The organism is Streptomyces sp. NPDC001890 (assembly GCF_042891445.1).
In the GTDB taxonomy this organism is placed as follows: Bacteria; Actinomycetota; Actinomycetes; order Streptomycetales; family Streptomycetaceae; genus Streptomyces.
Genome location: NZ_JBIATE010000002.1, coordinates 798,213 through 817,449, shown reverse-complemented (window position 1 = coordinate 817,449; position 19,237 = coordinate 798,213). Strand labels below are relative to the sequence as shown.

Annotated in this window: 20 protein-coding genes; 9 read left to right on the top strand and 11 right to left on the bottom strand. The window is 72.6% G+C overall.

The window, feature by feature from the left end:
• Positions 1 to 50: 50 nt before the first annotated feature.
• Positions 51 to 887 carry an EamA family transporter gene (locus ACFYY1_RS09875; protein ID WP_388582969.1) on the top strand — a complete coding sequence of 279 codons (837 nt, stop codon included), beginning with the start codon at positions 51 to 53 and terminating at the stop codon, positions 885 to 887.
• Positions 888 to 928: 41 nt separating this feature from the next.
• Positions 929 to 1,636, top strand: a complete 708-nt coding sequence (locus ACFYY1_RS09870; RefSeq protein ID WP_388582967.1) for a B3/4 domain-containing protein — start codon at positions 929 to 931, stop codon at positions 1,634 to 1,636.
• On the opposite strand, the gene ACFYY1_RS09865 is transcribed toward ACFYY1_RS09870, so the two are convergent.
• Positions 1,626 to 2,369 carry a response regulator transcription factor gene (locus ACFYY1_RS09865; RefSeq protein ID WP_388582965.1) on the bottom strand — a complete coding sequence of 248 codons (744 nt, stop codon included), beginning with the start codon at positions 2,367 to 2,369 and terminating at the stop codon, positions 1,626 to 1,628. The genes ACFYY1_RS09870 and ACFYY1_RS09865 overlap by 11 nt on opposite strands.
• Positions 2,370 to 2,673: 304 nt before the next feature.
• Between ACFYY1_RS09865 and ACFYY1_RS09860 the strand changes: the two genes are divergently transcribed.
• Entirely contained in the window at positions 2,674 to 3,153 is a 480-nt protein-coding gene (locus ACFYY1_RS09860) for a VOC family protein (protein WP_388582964.1), read from the top strand.
• An 81-nt stretch (positions 3,154 to 3,234) separates the two neighbouring features.
• Here the strand turns inward: ACFYY1_RS09860 and ACFYY1_RS09855 are convergent, their stop codons facing one another.
• The gene (locus ACFYY1_RS09855; protein WP_388582962.1) at positions 3,235 to 4,737 is read right to left on the bottom strand and encodes an MFS transporter; all 1,503 of its coding nucleotides are present in this window, start codon (positions 4,735 to 4,737) and stop codon (positions 3,235 to 3,237) included.
• A 120-nt stretch (positions 4,738 to 4,857) separates the two neighbouring features.
• Here ACFYY1_RS09855 and ACFYY1_RS09850 point away from each other — a divergent pair, with 120 nt between their 5' ends.
• Positions 4,858 to 5,469, top strand: a complete 612-nt coding sequence (locus tag ACFYY1_RS09850; protein ID WP_388582960.1) for a TetR/AcrR family transcriptional regulator — start codon at positions 4,858 to 4,860, stop codon at positions 5,467 to 5,469.
• Between the two features lie 336 nt (positions 5,470 to 5,805).
• Here the strand turns inward: ACFYY1_RS09850 and ACFYY1_RS09845 are convergent, their stop codons facing one another.
• The 5 genes from ACFYY1_RS09845 to ACFYY1_RS09825 all read right to left on the bottom strand — a co-directional run bounded on the left by ACFYY1_RS09845 (position 5,806) and on the right by ACFYY1_RS09825 (position 9,401).
• On the bottom strand, positions 5,806 to 6,732 hold the full coding sequence (locus tag ACFYY1_RS09845; RefSeq protein ID WP_388582959.1) for an NAD(P)H-binding protein: 927 nt from the start codon (positions 6,730 to 6,732) through the stop codon (positions 5,806 to 5,808).
• A complete protein-coding gene (locus ACFYY1_RS09840; RefSeq protein WP_388582957.1) occupies positions 6,729 to 7,088 on the bottom strand; it encodes a DUF952 domain-containing protein in 360 nt (119 codons plus the stop codon). Before ACFYY1_RS09840 ends, ACFYY1_RS09845 begins: the two co-directional genes overlap by 4 nt.
• 9 nt (positions 7,089 to 7,097) lie before the next feature.
• Positions 7,098 to 7,238, bottom strand: coding sequence for a hypothetical protein (locus tag ACFYY1_RS09835; RefSeq protein ID WP_388582955.1), 141 nt, complete (start codon positions 7,236 to 7,238; stop codon positions 7,098 to 7,100).
• Positions 7,239 to 7,354: 116 nt separating this feature from the next.
• Complete coding sequence (locus ACFYY1_RS09830) at positions 7,355 to 8,362, bottom strand: NAD-dependent epimerase/dehydratase family protein (protein WP_388583482.1); 1,008 nt, start codon at positions 8,360 to 8,362, stop codon at positions 7,355 to 7,357.
• A gap of 85 nt (positions 8,363 to 8,447) precedes the next feature.
• Entirely contained in the window at positions 8,448 to 9,401 is a 954-nt protein-coding gene (locus ACFYY1_RS09825) for a LysR family transcriptional regulator (RefSeq protein ID WP_388582954.1), read from the bottom strand.
• Between the two features lie 299 nt (positions 9,402 to 9,700).
• Here ACFYY1_RS09825 and snpA point away from each other — a divergent pair, with 299 nt between their 5' ends.
• Positions 9,701 to 10,381, top strand: coding sequence for a snapalysin (gene snpA, locus ACFYY1_RS09820; protein WP_388582953.1), 681 nt, complete (start codon positions 9,701 to 9,703; stop codon positions 10,379 to 10,381).
• Between the two features lie 140 nt (positions 10,382 to 10,521).
• On the opposite strand, the gene ACFYY1_RS09815 is transcribed toward snpA, so the two are convergent.
• From ACFYY1_RS09815 to ACFYY1_RS09805, 3 genes are all read right to left on the bottom strand, one after another.
• Positions 10,522 to 11,196 carry a DUF6304 family protein gene (locus ACFYY1_RS09815; RefSeq protein WP_388582951.1) on the bottom strand — a complete coding sequence of 225 codons (675 nt, stop codon included), beginning with the start codon at positions 11,194 to 11,196 and terminating at the stop codon, positions 10,522 to 10,524.
• Positions 11,197 to 11,401: 205 nt separating this feature from the next.
• On the bottom strand, positions 11,402 to 12,427 hold the full coding sequence (locus ACFYY1_RS09810; protein WP_388583480.1) for a family 2 encapsulin nanocompartment cargo protein polyprenyl transferase: 1,026 nt from the start codon (positions 12,425 to 12,427) through the stop codon (positions 11,402 to 11,404).
• 158 nt (positions 12,428 to 12,585) lie between these two features.
• Complete coding sequence (locus ACFYY1_RS09805) at positions 12,586 to 13,992, bottom strand: family 2B encapsulin nanocompartment shell protein (RefSeq protein WP_388582950.1); 1,407 nt, start codon at positions 13,990 to 13,992, stop codon at positions 12,586 to 12,588.
• Positions 13,993 to 14,170: 178 nt separating this feature from the next.
• On the opposite strand from ACFYY1_RS09805, the gene ACFYY1_RS09800 reads away from it, so the two are divergent.
• The 4 genes from ACFYY1_RS09800 (at position 14,171) to ACFYY1_RS09785 (ending at position 17,657) form a co-directional block, all read left to right on the top strand.
• Positions 14,171 to 14,620: an RrF2 family transcriptional regulator gene (locus ACFYY1_RS09800; protein WP_388582948.1), complete on the top strand. Its 450-nt coding sequence runs from the start codon at positions 14,171 to 14,173 to the stop codon at positions 14,618 to 14,620.
• 141 nt (positions 14,621 to 14,761) lie between these two features.
• A complete protein-coding gene (locus tag ACFYY1_RS09795; RefSeq protein ID WP_388582946.1) occupies positions 14,762 to 15,958 on the top strand; it encodes a globin domain-containing protein in 1,197 nt (398 codons plus the stop codon).
• Positions 15,959 to 16,105: 147 nt separating this feature from the next.
• Positions 16,106 to 16,696 (top strand): N-acetylmuramoyl-L-alanine amidase, encoded by a 591-nt coding sequence (locus ACFYY1_RS09790; protein WP_388582945.1) that lies wholly within the window; start codon positions 16,106 to 16,108, stop codon positions 16,694 to 16,696.
• Between the two features lie 43 nt (positions 16,697 to 16,739).
• Positions 16,740 to 17,657 (top strand): 1-aminocyclopropane-1-carboxylate deaminase/D-cysteine desulfhydrase, encoded by a 918-nt coding sequence (locus tag ACFYY1_RS09785; RefSeq protein ID WP_388582943.1) that lies wholly within the window; start codon positions 16,740 to 16,742, stop codon positions 17,655 to 17,657.
• Here ACFYY1_RS09785 and ACFYY1_RS09780 read toward each other — a convergent pair.
• Complete coding sequence (locus tag ACFYY1_RS09780) at positions 17,630 to 19,234, bottom strand: Na+/H+ antiporter (RefSeq protein ID WP_388582941.1); 1,605 nt, start codon at positions 19,232 to 19,234, stop codon at positions 17,630 to 17,632. The two genes, ACFYY1_RS09785 and ACFYY1_RS09780, sit on opposite strands and share 28 nt — an antisense overlap.
• Positions 19,235 to 19,237: the final 3 nt, after the last annotated feature.

The following is a 19,237-nucleotide window of genomic DNA, read 5'->3' as shown; positions in this document are numbered from 1 at the left end:
GTCGATCCGTTGTACGGTGCGGTCGTTTCAATGATGGTAAGGGATGTGCTGTGCTCGCTCTGCTCCTGGCTCTGGGCAGCTCGCTCGCATACGGGTGCGCCGACTTCCTCGGCGGTCTCGGTGCCCGCAAGGCCCATGTGCTGCGTACGGTGATGATCGCCGCCCCGGCCTCGCTCGCGGTCGAGCTGCTGCTGTGGCCGGTGCTCGGGGCCTCGTTCAGCCTCGGTGCCCTGGGCTGGGGTGCCGCGTCGGGGGTCGTCTCCGCCGCCGCGTTCGCCCTGCTCTACCGCACCCTGGCGATCGGCCCGATGAACGTGCTCTCGCCGGTGACCGCCCTGGTCTCCGCCGCACTGCCCGTCGGGGTGGGCCTGCTGCAGGGCGAGCATCTGGGCGCCGCCGGACTGGTGGGCCTGCCGCTCGCGCTGTTCGCGGTGGTACTGGTCAGCGCCGGGCGCGGAGCCGGGATCGCGCGCCCGTCCCGTACCGCGCTGCTGCTGGCCCTCGGCGCGGGCGCCGCCATAGCCCTCCAGCTGATCTTCCTGCACCAGGCGCCCTCCGACAGCGGGGTGGCGCCGCTGATCATCGGCCGGGCGGTCTCCTCCGCCATCACCCTGGCCCTCGCCGGGCTGATGTATCGCAGGCTCGGCCCCGAGCGGCCCGCCTACGCGATGTCGGCCGCCGCGGGCGTCCTGGACTCGATGGCGAACCTGATGTTCCTGCTCGCCGCCCGCAGCGGGGACCTGACCGTCGTCGCCGTGATCACCGCCCTCTACCCGGCCGGCACCGTCCTGCTCGCCCGCGGTGTGCTCGCCGAGCGCATCCACCGCGGCCAGCTCGTCGGCCTGGGCACCGCCGCCGTCGCCGTCGGCCTCCTCGCCCTGACCTGAACGAATCCCCCGCTCCACCCAGGAAACGGAAACACCCGCTCATGACCGCCATCCGCATCACCCCCGACGTCACGGACGCCTTCCCCGACACCCTCATCGCCCTGGTGACCGCCACCGGCCTGCGCGGCCGCGAACCCTGGCCCGACACCGCCGCCGCCCTGGAGGGCCTGGAGCGGGGGCTCGCCAACGGTGCCTGGCAGCCCGCCGACGAGACCGATCCGCGCATCGCGGCGTGGCACACCGCCTACCGCTCCTTCGGCACCAACCCGCGTCGTGTCCGGCCCAGCGTCGACGCGCTCGGCCGCCGCTTCGCGAAGCGCGGGACGCTGCCGCGCATCAACCCGGCCGTCGACTCGTACAACGCCGTCTCCGTCCGTCACGGTCTGCCCGCCGGCGCCTTCGACCTGGACCACGTCACCGGCGACGTCGACATCCGGTACGCGGACGGCAGCGAGGAGTTCACTCCGCTCGGCGAGCCCGAGGCCATCGAGAGCCCGGAGCCCGGCGAGATCGTCTACGCGGACGCCGGCGGCGTCCTGACCCGGCACTGGAACCACCGCGACGCCCACCGCACCCGTGTCACCGAGGACTCCGACCGCGTCGTCTTCCTACTCGAAACCCTCCGCGCCACCCACGACGGCAACCTCGTCGAGGTCGCGGCGGAGGAGTTGAGGAGCCTGCTCGCACCGCACTGCGAACGGGCCGACGTGCGGTACCTCGGGCCGGCGGACCCCAAGGTCACCGTCTGAGGCCGTCGCGTCCGCGGGCGTCGACCAGACCGGTCTCGTAGGCGACGATGGCGAGTTGGGCACGGTCGCGCGCCCGGAGCTTGGCGAGCAGGCGGCCGATGTGCGTCTTGACCGTGGCCGGGCTCAGCCGGAGGTGCTGCGCGAGCTCCGTGTTGGACAGGCCGCGCGCGATCAGCCCGAGCACCCCGGTGCGCCAGGCCCCGAGCGCGAGGACGATCCAGCCCGCGACCACGGCGAGGTTGAGCGCGGAGAAGACGTGGAAGGCGCCGTAGCCGACGGACACGGCCTCGGTGGCGGCCCCGGCGCCGCGCGAGCGCACCAACTGGAAGGCCAGGTGGTCCACTCCCGCGTGGAAGGTGCGGGCGAACAGCCCGAAGACGGCCACGACTCCGCCCCACAGCCCCCATCCAGGGCTGCGGACGCCGATCCGGGCGGCGAGCACGGCCACGGCGGGCCAGAGCAGCACGGTCCCGGCGGCGAACAGGCCGTACGCCGTGGCCATCAGCGTGGAGTGCCGTTCGTACGCGGCGAGTTGGTCCGGGTAGAAGAAGTGGAAGCGGACGCGCAGCAGCGCCCCGGCCAGCATCAGGGCCGGGCCGAGCACCATGGCGGTGCCGCCGGCCCAGCGTCCGGTGAATCCGGCTGTGCCCATCCGCTCCACCGGCAGTGCGACGCGCAGCCGGGCGCCGATGGCGGTCGCCGGTGTGCCCGTGGGGGCGGTTCGGTTCGTCATGCCCTGACGATGCCGCCACTCCCCCGGCCGGGGCATCGGACCGGGGCCCGGACCTCGGGGTCGGACCTGGGTATGATCCGCGCGCCCGCCGCTCGGCCACGGAACCCTCCGGGCCCGTCGTCGGATGTGGGGTTCAGCCGTGTCGCCGAGGCGTTTTCGAGCCAACCACAGGGACCATATGAAGTCGGCCGATACCTGTCCCCCTCGGGTCACCCCCAGCGCGACGGTGAGTTTTCGGGACGGGACCAGTCGGTATGGGTGTACCTGCGCAGGCGTCGGGGCTGCGTGATGAGGGGAGACAGCGATGACCACCGAGGGCTTCACCACATGTCTGTGGTTCGACGGACAGGCCGAGGAGGCGGCGGAGTACTACGTCTCGGTCTTCAAGAACTCCCGCCTCGGGGCGATCGGCCGCTACAGCGAGGCGGGGCCGGGGCCCGCCGGATCGGTGATGACGGTCGAGTTCGAGCTCAACGGCCAGAAGTTCGTGGGGGTGAACGGCGGCCCGGAGTTCACGTTCGACGAGGCCATCTCGTTCCAGATCCGCTGCGCGGACCAGGCCGAGGTGGACTACTACTGGGGCACTCTCACGGACGGGGGCGAGGAGGGGCCCTGCGGCTGGCTGAAGGACAGGTACGGGCTCTCCTGGCAGGTCGTGCCGGAGGTGCTGCTGGGGATGGTCACCGATCCGGACGGGGCGAGGGCCGCCAGGACCACCAGGGCGATGATGGCCATGAAGAAGCTGGACATCGCCGCGCTGCGCAAGGCCCACGGCGAGGGCTGAGACGCCTCCAGGACCGGGAAGCGGCGATGCCGGGCAGGGGATCCATCGGATCGCCTGCCCGGCATCGCCGCTTCCTCCCCCTCACCGCCGCGTGTCGCTCCCCGTCCGCCGCGGCCCGAGGAAGGCGCCCGCGAGCAGCGCCCCGGCAAGCACCAGCGCCGAGTTGACCAGGATCGCGACCGAGACCCCCGAGAGAACGCCCTCGGGACCGGCGTCGCCGAGTGCGGACATCCGGGCGGTGGCGACCGCGCTCATGACCGGGATGCCCAGGGTGATGCCGACCTGCTGGGTCATGGTGGCGAGGCCGGTGGCCAGGCCCTGTTCCTCGTCGGGGAGACCGGAGGTCGCGGTGACCATGAAGCCGACGATCATCAGCATGTTGCCGACGCCGCCGACGAAGGTGGCCGCCAGCAGAAGCGTGATCCAGCCCCCCGAGGTCCCGAGCGCCACCAGGGAGAGGGTGGCGACGGCCTGGACGGCCCCGCCGGTGACGATGGTCCGGCGGCTCCCGAACCGGCCGACGGCGCGGCCGCCGAGGGTGCCGCCGATCACGGTGCCGATGCCCAGGACTCCGAAGGCGAGACCGGTGGCGAGCGGCGAGTAGCCGAGGACTTCCTGGAGGTAGAGGGTGAGCAGGAAGACCAGCGAGGTCTCCGTGACGAAGGCGGTCAGACCGGCGGCGTTGCCCCAGATGACGCTGCGCCGCTTCAGGATGTGTACGGGGACCAGCGGTGCCGTGGCCTTCTGCTCGACGGCCCGGAAGGCGACGAGGAGCACGAGCCCGGCGAGGAGTGCGGCCAGGGTGGTGGGCCGGGTCCAGCCGGACTCGCCGGCCTGTGTCAGCCCGTAGACGAGCAGGAGCAGACCGCCGGTGACGGTCACGGCGCCGGGGACGTCGAGCCGGGGGCGCGCGGCGGGCCGCGAGTCGGTGATGACGGCCGGGGCGAGGGCGACCACCAGGACGGCCACCGGCACGTTGATGAAGAACGCCCAGCGCCAGGAGAGCAGATCGGTGAGCAGGCCGCCGAGGATGGCCCCGGCGGTGAATCCGGCCGACATCAGCGCCCCGTTGAGCCCCAGGGCACGTTCGCGCAGTGGGCCCTCCTTGAAGGCGGTGGTCAGCAGCGCGAGCCCGGCCGGGGTGACGGCTGCCGTGGCGAGCCCCTGCAACACCCTTGCCACGAGCAGCACTTCGGGCGAGGTGGCGAGCCCGCCGAGGGCGGAGGAGAGGCCGAGGACGACCATGCCGGCGAGGAACAGCCGCTTGCGGCCGACGAGGTCGGCGACGCGGCCGAAGAGCAGTGTGAAGCCGGCGGCGGCGAGCGCGAACGCGGTGGCGATCCACTGGAGACGGGAGAGGGGGAAGCCGAGCCCCTCGCCGACGACCGGCAGCGCCACGTTCAGGATCGAGAAGTCCACGGCGATCATGAACTGGGCGCCGAGGAGGAGTACGAGGACGAGCTTCTGCCGTCCGGTCATACGGATCTTCGACGGAACGGCGGAGGGAGCGGGAGAAGCGGAGGGGGCGGAGGGGGGCGTGGTGGCGCCGGTCGTGCCGGACGGGGCCTGGCTGGGTGCGGACATGATGGGACTCCTCAACGGAGCGGAGACGGAGAGGTTCGAAGTTTTAACGGGACCGGAGTTCCGTTAAGATGGACGCCACCGTAGCAGAGGAAGAGCCGCTAATGGAACTGGAGACCCGTTATGACTTCTGAGGGTGTGGAGCCCGGCAGCGTCCGGCCCGGTGGCCGTACCGCCCGGGTCCGGGAGTCGGTCCTGCGGGCGGCGGGCGACGCCCTGGCCGAGCACGGCTTCGACCGACTGGATCTCGCCGATGTCGCGCGCCGCGCGGAGGTCGGGAAGACGACCGTCTACCGGCGCTGGTCCACCCCCACCGGGCTGATCGCGGACCTGCTCGACGACATGGCCGAACAGTCCTCGCCCCGCACGGCCACGGGTTCGCTGGCCGAGGACCTCAGGGCCAACGCCCGGCTGGTGGCCACGACCCTCGCCGACCCGCGGCAGGGGGCGCTCTTCAGGTCCGTGATCGCCGCCGCCACCTGCGACCCGCGCACCGCCGAGGCGCTGCACCGGTTCTACGCGATCCGGATCAAGGAGTGGTCCGGCTGTGTCACCGAGGCCGTGGAGCGCGGGGAACTGCCCGCGGGCACGGACGCGGACGAGGTGATCCGCGCCGTGTCGGCGCCGCTCTACTACCGGCTGCTGGCCAGCGGCGACCCGCTCGACGAGGCGGCGGCAGACCGGGCCGCCGCAGCCGCCGAGGCGGCGGCCCGGGCGGGCGCGTACGTGGGCTGAGGGCCGACAGCGCCTTCGCGAAGTCCTGCTCGTCCTCGGAGCGCGGAGAACCGGCCGAGCCGGCCGAGCCGGCAGCCGGATGCGGGGGTCGCGGCGGAGCAGCAGCACATCGATGTCGGCGTGGTCCCGGAAGGCATGGCCCACGGCGAATCCGACCGCGTGTCCCCCGGCGATCCACCGGGGGACACGCAAGGGTGCGAAGAGGCGTGCGGCCTCGTCCGGCGGGGGCGGATCCCAGGGGCCCACGGGGTCTCCGTACGCATGACCGCAGGTCTCTCCCCCTCTCCGGTGCCGCCCGGGGCGAGGCCGGCCGGTCCGGCTTCGTCCGACGCCGGGTCAGTCCGTCCGCAACAGGTGCCGGTAGCTGTCCGGATGCTCCCGCAGGAACGTGGCCAGGCTCGTCGCCGGATGCCCGGTGAGGTCCGGTACTGCGTCCGAGACCGTGGCCATCTCGCCGGTGGCGATGGCCTCGTACGAGGTCACCCAGCCGGCCACCTCCCAGTCCTCGGCGCCGTACCGCGCCCGGGAGGCGTAGGCCTCCTCCCGGGTCTCCGGGAGGTAGGTGATGGTCCGGCCGGTGACCCTGGTGAGCTCCTCGGCCGCCTCGGCGAGGGTGAACGCCTCCGGGCCCGTGAGGTCGTAGGTGATCCCGTCGTGGCGGGTGTCGGCGCTCTCGGTGTCGGCCAGTAGGACCGCGACCGCGGCGTCCGCGATGTCGTCGTGGGCCACCGCCGCCACCCGGCCGTCCCCGGCCGGTCCGCGCAGCACCCCGTCGGCGCCGGTCATGGCCGGGATTCCGGTGAGGTACAGGCTGTCGCGCAGGAAGGTGTGGCGGATGTCGGCGGCCCGGATGTGCGCCTCGGTGTGCCAGTGGTCCCGGGCGAAGGTGAACGTGGCGTACGGCGCCGCGCCCAGGAACGAGACGTACACGATGCGTTCCACGCCCACGGCGACCGCCGCGTCCACGGCCGTCGTGTGCTCGCGCACCCGGTACGGGCTCTCGTGCGCCGAGACGAGGAACAGCGTGTGCGCCCCGGCCAGGGCGCGGCGCATCGCCTCGCCGTCGCCGTACCGGGCGGGCGGCGCGGCCACGGCGCCGGGGAGTTCGGGCAGCCGCGAGGGGTCGCGCCCGAGCAGCCGCACGGGCACGCCGGCCCGGGCCAGGCGCCGTGCGACCCGGCCGCCGACGGCTCCGCCCGCGCCGGTGACGGCGACGATCGGGGCGTCCGGGTTCGCCGGGCCGGTGGGGGGTGGGTTGTTCATGCGAGGTCACCTTCCTTGCGCGGCCAGGGGCGCACCTCCACGACCGCGTCCACCGGGACGGGGCCGTAGATGTGCGGGAACTCCTCGCCGCCGGGCGCGACGGACTCGTACCGTACGGGCGCCGGGAGCCGGTCGGGATCGATGACGAGGACCACGAGTTCCTGGTCGCCGGTCCCGGCCCCGCTCCCGGCGCCGTACAGCATCTCGGCCACGCCGGGGAGCTGGTGCGGCAGCGAGCAGTGGATGAAGCCCTCTTCGTGCAGGGTGCGGCCGCGGGTGGACATCTCGTACGTCCCGATCCCGCGGGCCGCCTCCCACAGGGGCCCTTCGGTGAGGTGCAGCAGCAGTTCGGCCATGGGCCAAAACTAGCCGCGTCGACGCGCCCTCCGGGCCATCAGCGTGGCCGCCGATCCGGCCGTGAGCAGAGCGGCGGCGATTCCGCCGAGAATCGCCGTGGCCACCGCCGCCCGGATACCGTTGCCGCGCGTACGCACACGTGTTGCCATACAGGGCAATATGCAGCTTTGACTACAAATGGTACGAGTGCCACGCCCGGCCCAACTCCGATGGATCCCAGTCCCCGGGCCGCACCCAGTCGGCTCGTCAGGGCCCTGGCGGTGCGTCAGGCCCCTTCCGCCAGCAGTCCGGCCTCCACGTCCGGGTCCAGGCCGACCGTGGGCCGGTCCGGTCGCTGTGGCGCCGCCCCGCCCAGCTCCTCCAGCCACTTCCAGGTGTCGGCGACCGTCTCCTCGACCGGGCGGCAGCGCAGCCCGGTCGCGTACGCCTTGCCGACGTCCCCGCGGTGCAGGGTGTCGTACAGTTCGCCCGGCGGCAGCCAGACCGGCAGATCGGTCCATGGCTCCACACCGGCCGCGAGGATCCTCTCGGTGGGCGTCCAGCGCAGTTCCGCGTCGGAGCCGGTGACCCGCACACAGGCCTCCAGCAGTTGCCCCATCGTGGCGTGCCCCGGCCGGCTGACCAGGTTGTACGCCCCGTGCAGACCGCTGCCGGCCGCGTCCAGCAGCCAGTTCGCGAGGTCGCGGGCGTCGATGTACTGGAGCCCCAGATCCGGTGTGCCCGGGGCCAGTACGGGTCCGCCGCGGGCGATCCGCCCCAGCCACCAGGGCAGTCTGCCGATGTTCTCCCAGGGCCCCAGGATCAGTCCCGCGCGGGCGAACAGGGCCCGGTCGCCGAAGGCGTCGAGCGCGGCCAGTTCACCGCCCCGCTTGGCCAGCGGGTACGAGACGTCCCCGCCCGCGTCGGGCGAGGCACCGGCCACCAGCGGGCCCTCCTCCGACAGGCCGGCCGGGGCCGGGTAGTCGTACACGGAGCGGCTGGAGACGTACGCGTACCGGGCGGCCCGGTCCGCCAGCAGACGGGCCGCGTCCCGTACGGCCGAGGGGGCGCCGCTCCACGTGTCGACCACCAGGTCCCAGGTGTACCCGCCGCCGGAACCCTCGCCGTCGCCCGCCAGGGCGGCGAGGCCGTCCTCGGTGGTGCGGTCGCCGAGGAGCTCCGCCACACCCGGCGGGGGCGCGTGCCGGCCGCGGTGGAACACCGTGACGTCCCAGCCCCGCGCCAGCGCCGCCTCGGTGACGGCGCGCCCCACGAATTCCGTACCGCCCAGCATCAGAAGCCTCATGTGTCCGACTCTGCCTGCCGGGTGGCCCGCTGGGAACCGGTCCTCGCTCTCGGCGGAATCCGCGAACGGTCCGTCACGGCGTACGGGCGAGCGGGCTGCGGTTGCGCAGCAGCCACTGGTGGTACCCGGCGGCACGCCTGGCCGCCTCCCGGTAGGCCGCCTCCAGTTCCCCGTACACCGCCCCCATGTCGGCGCCCCGCCGGGACACCAGCAGCAGCCGGACGGCGAGGGGGTCGTCGCGCAGTGGGCGGATCGCCATGTCGTCGCGCGGCCCGGAGGTGGGCTGGCAGGGGGCGACCGCCTCGCCGAGCACGACGAGGGAGGCGGCGGTGAGGTAGTCGCCGTGCAGGACGGTCGGCGCGAGCCCCGCCTCGCCTAACACCCGGCGCAGCCCGTCCCATTCACCGTCCACCGTGGGGTCGACCATCCACCGGTCACCGGCCAGATCGACGAGGTCGACCACGGGCCGGGCGGCGGCCGGATGATCCCTGGCCATGCAGATGAACTGCGGTTCGCGGTCCAGGAGTACGCGTTGTTCCAGGCCGTCGGGGACGGCCAGCGGGCAGCCCTCGACCTCGTGGACGAAGGCGACGTCGAGCCCGCCCGTCGCGATGTCACGCAGCAGTGCGCGGGCCGATACGTCGACCCGCAGCGAGATGTCCGTGTCGGGCAGCCGGAGCCGCAGCCTGCGCAGCCAGCCGCCGATGACGCGGCTCGCGGTGCAGCCGATGCGCAGCCTCGGCCCGGAGGCCCGGACCGCGTCGGCCTCCGCCTTCGCGTCGCTGACCAGGGCGGTCATCCCGTCGACCAGGGGGCGGGCCCGGCTGAGGACGGCGCGGCCCAGCAACGTCGGGCGGCAGCCGGTCCGTTCGCGGCTGAACAACTCGGCACCCAGGGTGTTCTCGATCCGGCGCAGCTGGGTGGTCAAGGAGGGCTGGCTCACGCCCAGTCGGCGGGCGGCTTGGTGCAGGCTGCCCGTGTCCGCGATGGCGCACAGCGCCCTGAGGTGTCTCACCTCAAGCTCCATACGGTCGAGCGTAGGGCGGCGGGCGATGGTCGCACCAGACTCCCCAATCGCATCAAAACCCTTTAATTCACCTGGAGTTGGGGAATGCTTCGACGGCAGTACCCGAGGTGACGACAGCCCGGCGGAAGTACACCGGCAAGGCAGCTCAAGGCGGCTGCAGGGCAGCGATAGGGAGGTGTTATCGCCGGTTGACATCATCCGCACGGGCTCCCGCTCCCCGACACTCTCTGCGTACCGCACCCGTCCGGGTCCGATCATCGGACGGGTTCATCGGACCGGTAACCGGTAGGAGACCCCCCATGAGACACCCCAGGACCGTCATGTCGGCCGTGGTCGGCCTCGGCTTCGGCCTCGCGGCCGCGCTCGGCACGGCACCCGCCATCGCCGCCTCCTCGGCCCCCGCAGCAGCACCCGCCGACACCGCTTCGCAGGCCCGCGCGGGCTACACCGCCTACGCCGAGTCGCACGAGAACGCCGCCGCCAACAAGGCGTTCTTCGAGGCGGTCGCCAAGTCCGTGGCGAAGAAGCGGGCGGCGAACCCCGGCGCCCAGTCGGTCACCGTCGTCTACAGCGCGTCCAACGCGCCGAGTTTCCGCAGCTCGATTGCCAACAGCACGCAGATCTGGAACAGCTCCGTCTCCAACGTCCGGCTGCAGGAAGGCTCGAACGCCGACTTCGCCTACTACGAGGGCAATGACTCCAGGGGCTCGTACGCGAGCACCGACGGTCACGGCAACGGGTACATCTTCCTGGACTACGCGCAGAACCAGCAGTACGACTCGACCCGCGTCACCACGCACGAGACCGGGCACGTGCTCGGTCTTCCGGACCACTACTCCGGCCCGTGCAGCGAGCTGATGTCGGGCGGTGGCCCCGGCCCGTCCTGCACCAACCCGTACCCCGACGCGAACGAGCGCAGCCAGGTCAACTACCTGTGGCAGTACGGCTTCGCGGCCGAACTCGCACGCAGCGCCTCCTGACCCCGTACGGTCCGGACGCATCTCGCAGCACCGCACAGCACAGCACCGCGCCTCACCCGCACAGCACCGCGCCTCACCGGCCCGAAGCGGCCACCTCGCAGGACGGGGTGGCCGCTTCGGGCCGGTCGCGCCTCCTCGCCTCAGGCGTGTTCCAGCGGGAACGCGCCCCGGTGTCCGGTGCCCGCGCCGGTGTCCGGGCGGGGCTCGTACTCGCGGCAGCTCCAGATCTCCTGGACGAATCCGGTACGCCGGTCCCACAGGTCCCGGACATCGCCCTCACCGGCCGCCCCGCGGTAGGCGTCCTTGGCGCCCCGGAAGCAGGCGAGGCCGCCGGACAGTCCGCGCACCGCGGCCGGGGCCGGGAAGTAGTCGGAGAAGGCGCAGGCGATGCAGGTCTGGAGTCGCACCCCGGGCGGCAGCGCGCGCTGGATGGTGGCGAGCGCGGACGCGAAGTCGCTCTCGGCGCGATGGGACGCGTAGGCCGCACCGCCGAACTGCAATTCGAGACTGAGGTGCGAATCGGGCCGGCGCAGCGACAACAGGCAGCTGAGCGTGGCCTGGTGGACCGCTCCGTCCCAGATGACCGGGAGCGGCAGGTCCCACTCCAGGACACAGTCGCTCAGCGCACCGTCCACCAGGACGAACCGGTCGTCGGCCGGTGGCGCGCCGGCGGCCGGGGTGAGGCCGTCGAAGCTCGCGCCCTCGAAGTCGATGCCCCTCGTCCGGAGGCGTAGTTGCTGTCCGTCGGTGGTGAGGACGACCGCGTCGGAACCCTGTCGGTCCCGGTACCACCCCGCCCATGACTCATCTGTCATGGGCACGGACTGTAGCCCGTGCCCCTGACAGTCGCCCGATCGCCCTCCGTTTCCCGTCACGGGCCTTGTGACCTCGGCGCCTTGCTCCGCTCTCCCCGGTTCCGCTCTCCCCGGTTCCGCTCTGCTTCGTTCCGCTCTGCTTCGTTCCGCTCGCCTTCGTTCCGGTCTCCCGCGCTCCGGTCTTCCGCGTTCCGTTCTCCCCGGGTCAGTTCGTCCGGCGGGTGACGAACTCCGCCAGGGCCAGGAGGTCTCCGGCGCGGGCCAGGTCGGGGACCGCCCGGGACAGGTGGTGGACGGCGCGGGCCATCCGGTCCGCCGCGGCGATCTGCGCCCAGTCCCGGCCGCCGGCCCGGTCGACGGCGTCGGCGGCCCGGCTCACTTCGCCCGGGGTGTTCATCGATCCCCGGTAGAGCGCGGCGAGTTCGGCCGCGGCCGGGGTGCCGGAGGTCAGCGCGGCGACGACGGGCAGCGACTTCTTGTGGGCGACGAGATCCGCCCCGACCGGCTTCCCGGTGCGCGCCGGGTCCCCCCAGATGCCGATCAGGTCGTCGATGAGCTGGAAGGCGAGGCCCGCCTCCCGGCCGAAGCCGTCCATCCCGCGGACCGCCCGCTCCTCGGCGCCCGCGTACAGCGCCCCCAGGGCGCACGCGCAGCCGAGCAGGGCTCCGGTCTTGGCGGTGGCCATGGTCAGGCACTCGTCCAGCGTGACCTCGTCGGGGCCCCGGTCCTCGAAGGCGCAGTCGGCCTGCTGGCCCGCGCACAGCTCGATGACACAGGTCGAGAGCCGCGCCGAGGCAGGGGCCGAGGCAGGGTCCGGGTCCTCGGCCAGCAGCCGCTGGGCGAGGGCGATCATCGCGTCGCCCGCGATCACGGCGTCGGGGATGCCGAAGACCGCCCAGGCCGTGGGCCGGTGCCGGCGGGTCCGGTCCTCGTCGATGACGTCGTCGTGCAGCAGCGTGAAGTTGTGCGCCAGCTCCACGGCGACGGCCGCCCGTACCGCCCGTTCCGGATCGCCGCCCAGCGCACGGGCGGCGGCGAGGACCAGGGCGGGCCGGATCGCTTTGCCGGCCGACCCCGAGGACGGGGTGCCGTCGGCCTCCTGCCAGCCGAAGTGGTACATCGCGACGCGACGGATCGATCCGGGTAAGGACTCGACGGCGGCGCGCAGTCGGGGATCGACCAGGGCCCGGGTCTCCTCCAGGAGAGCCACGGCCTCCTGGCCCTGCGCCACGGGGGCGGCCCGGGTGTCGTCGCCCGGGGCCCGGGGTGTGGGTGATTGGGGTACGTGGTGGGTCTTCACTGGGCGTCCTCCCGAGGCCGCCCCGGGCACCGCTGCCCGGTGGCGGAGGTTGACGGGGCCCGGACATCGTCGTCCGGGCCCCCGCGGGGCTACCGCCAGCGGCTGACCTCGACGTTCTCCAGTACGCCCAGGGCGTCCGGTACGAGGACGGCCGCGGAGTAGTAGGCCGTCACCAGGTAGGAGATGATCGCCTGCTCGTCGATCCCCATGAAGCGGACCGAGAGGCTGGGCTCGATCTCGTCGGGGATGCCGGACTGCTGGAGTCCGATGACGCCCTGCTCGTCCTCACCCGTCCTCATGCAGATGATCGACGTGGTCCGGGCGTCGGTGACCGGGATCTTGTTGCACGGGAGGATCGGCACCCCTCGCCAGGCCGGCACATGCTGTCCGCCGAGGTCGACGCTCTGCGGTACCAGACCGCGCTTGTTGCACTCGCGGCCGAACGCGGCGATGGCCCTCGGGTGGGCGAGGAAGAGCTTCGACCCACGGCGGCGCGAGAGCAGTTCGTCCATGTCGTCGGGGCTGGGCACGCCGTCGTGCGGCTGGAGGCGCTGCCCGTAGTCGCAGTTGTTGAGCAGCCCGAACTCTCGGTTGTTGATCAGCTCGTGCTCCTGGCGCTCGCGCAGCGCCTCGACCGTGAGCCGCAACTGCTGCTCGGTCTGGTTCATCGGCTGGTTGTAGAGGTCGGCGACCCGGCTGTGGACCTTCAGCACGGTCTGGGCGACGCTCAGTTCGTACTCGCGGGGCGCCGCGTCGTAGTCGACGTACGTGTGCGGGACGACGGCCTCGCCGACATGGCCGGCGGAGAGGTCGATCGCGGCCTCGCCGTACTTGTTGGTGCGCTGCTGCGGGATGCTGAGCAGTCCGGCGAGATGGTCGCGGAGCGGCTGCGCCCGCTCGGCGAGGTTCAGCACATCGGCCCGGCTCAGCTTCAGCACCGTACAGGCGGTGACGGCACGGGCGGTGTACTCCCAGACGGCGTCGCCGTCGACCAGGGCCTGGTCCCCGAAGTAGGCCCCGTCGGCGTGGACCCCGAGCACCGTCTCGTCCCCGTACGGACCCGTGCCGATCTTCTCGACCTTGCCGTGCGCCAGCAGGTAGACGCTGTCCGCCGCGTCCCCCGACGCGGCCAGCACCTGCCCCGCCGCGATCTCGCGCTGCTCGCAGCGCCGGGCGAGCTCGCCCAGCACCTCCTCGTCGCCGAAGTCCCGCAGGGCGGGGAGCTCACCGAGCTCGGCCGGGATGACCGCGACCCGGTCGCCGGTCTGCACAAAGGTCACCCTGCCGTCCCCGACCGAGTAGCTCAGCCTGCGGTTCACCCGGTAGGTACCACCTTGCACCTGCACCCACGGAAGCATCTTCAGCAGCCACCGCGAGGTGATCTCCTGCATCTGCGGGGCGGACTTGGTGGTCGTCGCGAGGTTCCGCGCCGCTGCCGTCCCCAGGCTCTGCTGCGGCGGCAACGACGCGTTCTGAACCTCTTCACCAACGGACATCTGTCGTCCTCTCGATTCTTCGGCTGACCTGCGCGAAGAAGCCTTTCAGCACGGAGAGCGGTCGCGCCATTACACAAAAGAGTGTGACTAATCGGCTTTGGGCTGGGCACGACGCACAGCGACGTCCGCGTGCCGACTTAAGTTGCATCCTCGATGCAACTTATCTACGGTGGCTGTCATGCGGCTGACGAGATTCACCGACGTGGCGCTGCGCGTACTGATGCGCCTCGCCGTCGTGGAGAACGAGGATCCGCCGACCACCCGGGAGGTGGCGGCCACCATGCAGGTGCCGTACACCCACGCCGCGAAGGTCGTCGCCAAGCTCCAGCACCTCGGCCTGATCGAGGCGCGACGGGGCCGCGGCGGCGGACTCAGCCTCACCGGAGCGGGCCGCTCCGCCTCGATCGGCGGGCTTGTCCGGGAGCTGGAGGGACCGGGCGACGTCGTCGACTGCGAGGGCGCCACCCCGTGCCCCCTGCGCTCGGCCTGCCGGCTGCGCGGCGCCCTGCGCCAGGCGGAGGAGGCCTTCTACGCCTCGCTCGACCCGCTCACCATCACCGAACTCGTCGCATCCCCCACCGGACCGCTGCTGATCGGCATCAGCAGCGGCCGCCCGGACACCGGCTGACCCCCCACGCGCCGCACACCCCGAGCCGCACGCCGGACATCACACGCCGCACGCCACACGGCGCACCACGGGCCCATCACCCGGCCTCGCGCTGCCCAAAAATACGCATCTCACATACCAATTCACACACAAGGAGTCCCGATGCTCTCCGAGACGTCGACCGCCACCGTCCGCGCCACCCTGCCCGCCGTGGGCGCGGCCGTCGGAGACATCGCCGATCTCTTCTACCGCAAGCTCTTCGACGCCCACCCCGAGCTGCTGCGCGACCTCTTCAACCGCGGCAACCAGGCCTCCGGCGCCCAGCGGCAGGCCCTCGCGGGCTCCATCGCCGCCTTCGCGACGCAGCTGATCGAGCACCCGGACACCCGCCCCGACGTGATGCTCGGCCGGATCGCCCACAAGCACGCCTCGCTCGGCGTCACCCCCGCCCAGTACGACGTCGTGCACACCCATCTCTTCGCCGCCATCGCCGAGGTGCTCGGCGACGCGGTCACCCCGGAGGTCGCCGCCGCCTGGGACGAGGTCTACTGGCTGATGGCCGGCGCCCTGATCTCGATCGAGGAGCGGCTGTACGCACAGCAGGGCGTCGTCGCCGGCGACGTGTGGCGCGACTGGGAGGTGGTCGCCCGGATCGAGGAGACCCCCGACGTCGCCACCTTCCAGCTCCGCCCCGCCGACGGATCGCCCGCGCCCGCCTTCCGGCCCGGCCAGTACGTCTCCGTACAGGTGGAACTGCCCGACGGGGCCCGCCAGATACGCCAGTACAGCCTCTCCTGCGCCCCCGGCTCCCGGCTCCGCTCGATCACCGTCAAGCGGGTGCGGGGCGGCGGCTCGCCCGACGGCGAGGTCTCCCGCCACCTGCACACCGAGGTGGAGGCCGGTGACGTGCTGCGCGTCTCCGCCCCGTACGGGGATCTCGTGCTCGACTCCGCCGACGCACCGCTCCTGCTCGCCTCCGCGGGCATCGGCTGCACCCCGATGCTCTCGATGCTGGAGCACCTCGCGGCGACCGGCCACCGCGCCCCGGTCACCGTCGTGCACGGCGACCGCTCCCCCGCCACCCACGCGCTGCGCACCGACCACGCCCAGCTCACCGCCAAACTCCCCGACGCCGCCGCCCACTTCTGGTACGAGGACCCCGAGCCCGGCCACCCCGCCGACCGCACCGGCCTGGTCGACCTGAGCGACCTCGCCGTCGCTCCCGGCACCCACGCCTACCTCTGCGGCCCGCTGCCCTTCATGCGCGCCGTACGCACCCAGCTGCTGGCCAAGGGCATCCCGGCGTCCGACATCCACTACGAGGTGTTCGGCCCCGACATGTGGCTGGCACAGGGCTGAATCCGGCCCACTGCTCGCGGATGTGACCGGTTCGGATCGCACACGGTCCGAACAGCCACCGAAGGCATGGCCCGGAGGGCGGCGTTCCGGTAAAAGCGGATCAAGGCTGTTCAAGGCTGGTTCCCCCCACGCACGAAGGAGACGGCCATGTCCTCGCCCATGTCCGCGAGCAAGTTCCTGGAAGTCCTGATGAACGAGGGGCTCACCGTCGTCCAGGTCGGCGACTGGCGCACCCACAACCGCAACCACAAGGGCCCCTGGGGCCCGGTCAACGGCGTGATGATCCACCACACCGTCACCAGGGGCACCGAGGCCACCGTGCGCGTCTGCCGGGACGGCTACCCGGATCTGCCCGGCCCGCTCTGCCACGGCGTGATCGCCAAGGACGGCCGGGTCCACCTGGTCGGCCACGGCCGCGCCAACCACGCCGGACTCGGCGACAGCGATGTACTGCGTGCCGTCGTCGCCGAGAAGCGCCTCCCCGGCGACAACGAGGCCGACACCGACGGGAACAGGCACTTCTACGGCTTCGAGTGCGAGAACCTCGGCGACGGCAAGGACCCCTGGCCCGACGCCCAGCTCGAAGCCGTCGAGAAGGCCGCCGCCGCCGTCTGCCGTCACCACGGCTGGAACTCCCGCTCGGTGATCGGGCACAAGGAGTGGCAGCCGGGCAAGGTCGACCCGCGCGGCTTCACGATGGACTCCATGCGGGCCCGCATCCACGACCGGCTCAAGTGACCGGCACCCGCCCGGCACGGTGCCGTACGGCGACAATTGCGGCATGACCTCCGAAGCGCTCGACCTCTCCCGGCTGCGTCCGGTGCTCCCCTCGCCCCTGCAGCCGGTCGAGGACGAGCGCTTCGCCCGCCACGGCGTCCGGCTGCTGCTCAAGCGGGACGATCTGATCCACCCGGATCTGCCCGGCAACAAATGGCGCAAGCTCTCCCTCAATCTGCGGGCCGCCGCCGGGCGCACCGTGCTGACCTTCGGCGGCGCCTACTCCAACCATCTGCGGGCCACCGCCGCCGCCGGGCGGCTGCTCGGCTTTCCCACCGTGGGAGTGGTGCGCGGCGACGAGCTGGCCGGCCGGCCGCTGAACCCCTCGCTCGCCCGGTGCGCCGCCGACGGGATGACCCTGCACTTCGTGGACCGCGCGACGTACCGCGCGAAGGGGGATCCGGAGGTCCTGGCGGGGCTGCTGAGCCTCTTCGGGGAGTGCTGTGTCGTCCCGGAGGGCGGCAGCAACGCCCTGGCCGCACAGGGGTGCGCGGAGCTGGGGCGCGAGCTGCGCGGAGAGGCCGATGCCGTCGCGGTGGCCTGCGGCACCGGGGGCACCCTCGCCGGGCTCGCCGCCGGGCTCGCGCCGGGGCAGCGCGCCCTCGGCGTCCCGGTGCTGCGCGGCGGCTTCCTGGGGGACGCGGTGCGCCGGCTCCAGGCGGAGGCGTTCGGCGGTCCCGCCGGGGCGTGGTCGCTGGACGAGCGGTTCCACTTCGGCGGCTACGCCCGTACGACCCCGGCACTGCACGCCTTCGCCGACGACTTCGAGCAGCGGCACGGCCTGCCCGTCGAGCGGCTCTACGTGGCCAAGCTGCTGTACGCGCTCACCGAACTGGCCGGGGAGGGCGCGTTCCCCCCGGGAACCGCGGTGGCGGCGGTCGTCACGGGCAGCCCTCAGGGGGCGTCGGACTCCTCCCGGTAGGCCGCCGCCTCCTCCAGGTCGAGCCGCCGGAGCAGCGTCCGCAGCATCTCGTCGTCGATCCGCCGCTCGTCCCGCAGCGTCACGAAGACCTCGCGTTCGGCGTCGATCATCTCCCGGGCCAGCCGCCGGTAGGTGTCGTCCGCGGACTCGCCGGTCAGCGGATTGGCCGCGCCCAGCCGCTCCCACACGGCGTTGCGGCGGCGTTCCAGCACGGTGCGCAGCCGGTCGGCGAGGGGGCCCGGCAGCTGGTTGCGGCGATCGGTGAGCAACTCGTCCAGGCGCGCCTCGGCGGCCGCGGAGGCCTCGCTCTGGGCCTGCGCCTCGGCCAGCGTCTGTGCCTTCGCGTCGCGTCCGGGGAGCTTCAGGACCCGCACCAGCAGCGGCAGGGTGAGCCCCTGGACGACCAGGGTGCCGATGACCGTGGTGAACGTCAGGAAGAGCACCAGGTTGCGGGCCGGGAAGGGGCTCCCGTCGGAGACGGCGTACGGGATGGAGAAGGCGATGGCGAGCGAGACGACACCGCGCATCCCGGCCCAGCCGACGATCAGCGGCGCCGTCCAGTCGGTGTCGGGCTCGCGTTCCCTGATCCGTCTCGACAGCCACCGGGGGAGGTACGTCGCCGGATAGACCCAGACGAAGCGCACCACGACGACGACGAGGAAGACGATCACCGCGTACCGGACGGCCTCGCCGACCGTGTACGTGCCGAGCTCCTTCAGCACGAAGGGCAGCTGGAGCCCGATCAGCGCGAAGACCGCCGACTCCAGGATGAACGCGACCATCTTCCAGACGGCCGCCTCCTGGAGCCGGGTCGCGAAGTCGACCTGCCAGGACCGGTGGCCCAGATAGAGCGCCACCACGACCACGGCGAGCACCCCGGAGGCGTGGACGCGTTCGGCCGCCGCGTACGCCACGAAGGGGATCAGCAGCGACAGCGTGTTCTGCAGCAGCGCCTCCTTGAGGTGGGTACGGAGCCAGTGCAGCGGCACCATCAGCGCCAGGCCGACCACGACACCGCCCACCGCGGCCAGGAAGAACTCGCCGATCCCCGCGCCCCAGCTCATGCCCTCGCCCACGGCGGCGGCGATCGCCACCTTGTAGGCGGTGATCGCCGTGGCGTCGTTGACCAGGGACTCCCCCTGCAGGATCGTCGTGACCCGGCCGGGCAGCCCGACCCGGCGCGCGATCGCGGCGGCCGTGACCGCGTCCGGCGGGGCGACGACCGCGCCGAGCACCAGCGCGGCGGTCAGCGGCAGGCCGGGCACCAGCCGGTACGCCAGCCAGCCGACCGCGATGGTCGCGAACAGGACGTAGCCGATCGAGAGCAGCGCGACCGGCCGGAGATTGGCCCGCAGATCGAGGTACGAGCTGTCGACGGCCGCCGTGTAGAGCAGCGGAGGCAGCAGCAGCGGCAGCACGATGTGCGCGTCCAGGGTGTAGGCGGGCACCCCGGGCAGATAGGAGGCGATCAGACCCACCGTGACGAGCAGCAGCGGCGCCGGCACGGGGGTGCGACGGGCCGCCCCCGCCACCGCCGCACTGGCCGCGACCAGCCCCACCAGCGGCAATACGTCCATTCC

What these genes read in the sequence shown, in the direction of transcription:
- ACFYY1_RS09870 (WP_388582967.1), top strand. Translation starts at nt 929, where the DNA reads ATGACCGCCATCCGCATCACCCCCGACGTCACGGACGCCTTCCCCGAC.
- ACFYY1_RS09865 (WP_388582965.1), bottom strand. Translation starts at nt 2,369, where the DNA reads ATGACGAACCGAACCGCCCCCACGGGCACACCGGCGACCGCCATCGGC.
- ACFYY1_RS09860 (WP_388582964.1), top strand. Translation starts at nt 2,674, where the DNA reads ATGACCACCGAGGGCTTCACCACATGTCTGTGGTTCGACGGACAGGCC.
- ACFYY1_RS09855 (WP_388582962.1), bottom strand. Translation starts at nt 4,737, where the DNA reads ATGTCCGCACCCAGCCAGGCCCCGTCCGGCACGACCGGCGCCACCACG.
- ACFYY1_RS09850 (WP_388582960.1), top strand. Translation starts at nt 4,858, where the DNA reads ATGACTTCTGAGGGTGTGGAGCCCGGCAGCGTCCGGCCCGGTGGCCGT.
- ACFYY1_RS09845 (WP_388582959.1), bottom strand. Translation starts at nt 6,732, where the DNA reads ATGAACAACCCACCCCCCACCGGCCCGGCGAACCCGGACGCCCCGATC.
- ACFYY1_RS09840 (WP_388582957.1), bottom strand. Translation starts at nt 7,088, where the DNA reads ATGGCCGAACTGCTGCTGCACCTCACCGAAGGGCCCCTGTGGGAGGCG.
- ACFYY1_RS09835 (WP_388582955.1), bottom strand. Translation starts at nt 7,238, where the DNA reads ATGGCAACACGTGTGCGTACGCGCGGCAACGGTATCCGGGCGGCGGTG.
- ACFYY1_RS09830 (WP_388583482.1), bottom strand. Translation starts at nt 8,362, where the DNA reads ATGCTGGGCGGTACGGAATTCGTGGGGCGCGCCGTCACCGAGGCGGCG.
- ACFYY1_RS09825 (WP_388582954.1), bottom strand. Translation starts at nt 9,401, where the DNA reads ATGGAGCTTGAGGTGAGACACCTCAGGGCGCTGTGCGCCATCGCGGAC.
- snpA (WP_388582953.1), top strand. Translation starts at nt 9,701, where the DNA reads ATGAGACACCCCAGGACCGTCATGTCGGCCGTGGTCGGCCTCGGCTTC.
- ACFYY1_RS09815 (WP_388582951.1), bottom strand. Translation starts at nt 11,196, where the DNA reads ATGACAGATGAGTCATGGGCGGGGTGGTACCGGGACCGACAGGGTTCC.
- ACFYY1_RS09805 (WP_388582950.1), bottom strand. Translation starts at nt 13,992, where the DNA reads ATGTCCGTTGGTGAAGAGGTTCAGAACGCGTCGTTGCCGCCGCAGCAG.
- ACFYY1_RS09800 (WP_388582948.1), top strand. Translation starts at nt 14,171, where the DNA reads ATGCGGCTGACGAGATTCACCGACGTGGCGCTGCGCGTACTGATGCGC.
- ACFYY1_RS09795 (WP_388582946.1), top strand. Translation starts at nt 14,762, where the DNA reads ATGCTCTCCGAGACGTCGACCGCCACCGTCCGCGCCACCCTGCCCGCC.
- ACFYY1_RS09790 (WP_388582945.1), top strand. Translation starts at nt 16,106, where the DNA reads ATGTCCTCGCCCATGTCCGCGAGCAAGTTCCTGGAAGTCCTGATGAAC.
- ACFYY1_RS09785 (WP_388582943.1), top strand. Translation starts at nt 16,740, where the DNA reads ATGACCTCCGAAGCGCTCGACCTCTCCCGGCTGCGTCCGGTGCTCCCC.
- ACFYY1_RS09780 (WP_388582941.1), bottom strand. Translation starts at nt 19,234, where the DNA reads ATGGACGTATTGCCGCTGGTGGGGCTGGTCGCGGCCAGTGCGGCGGTG.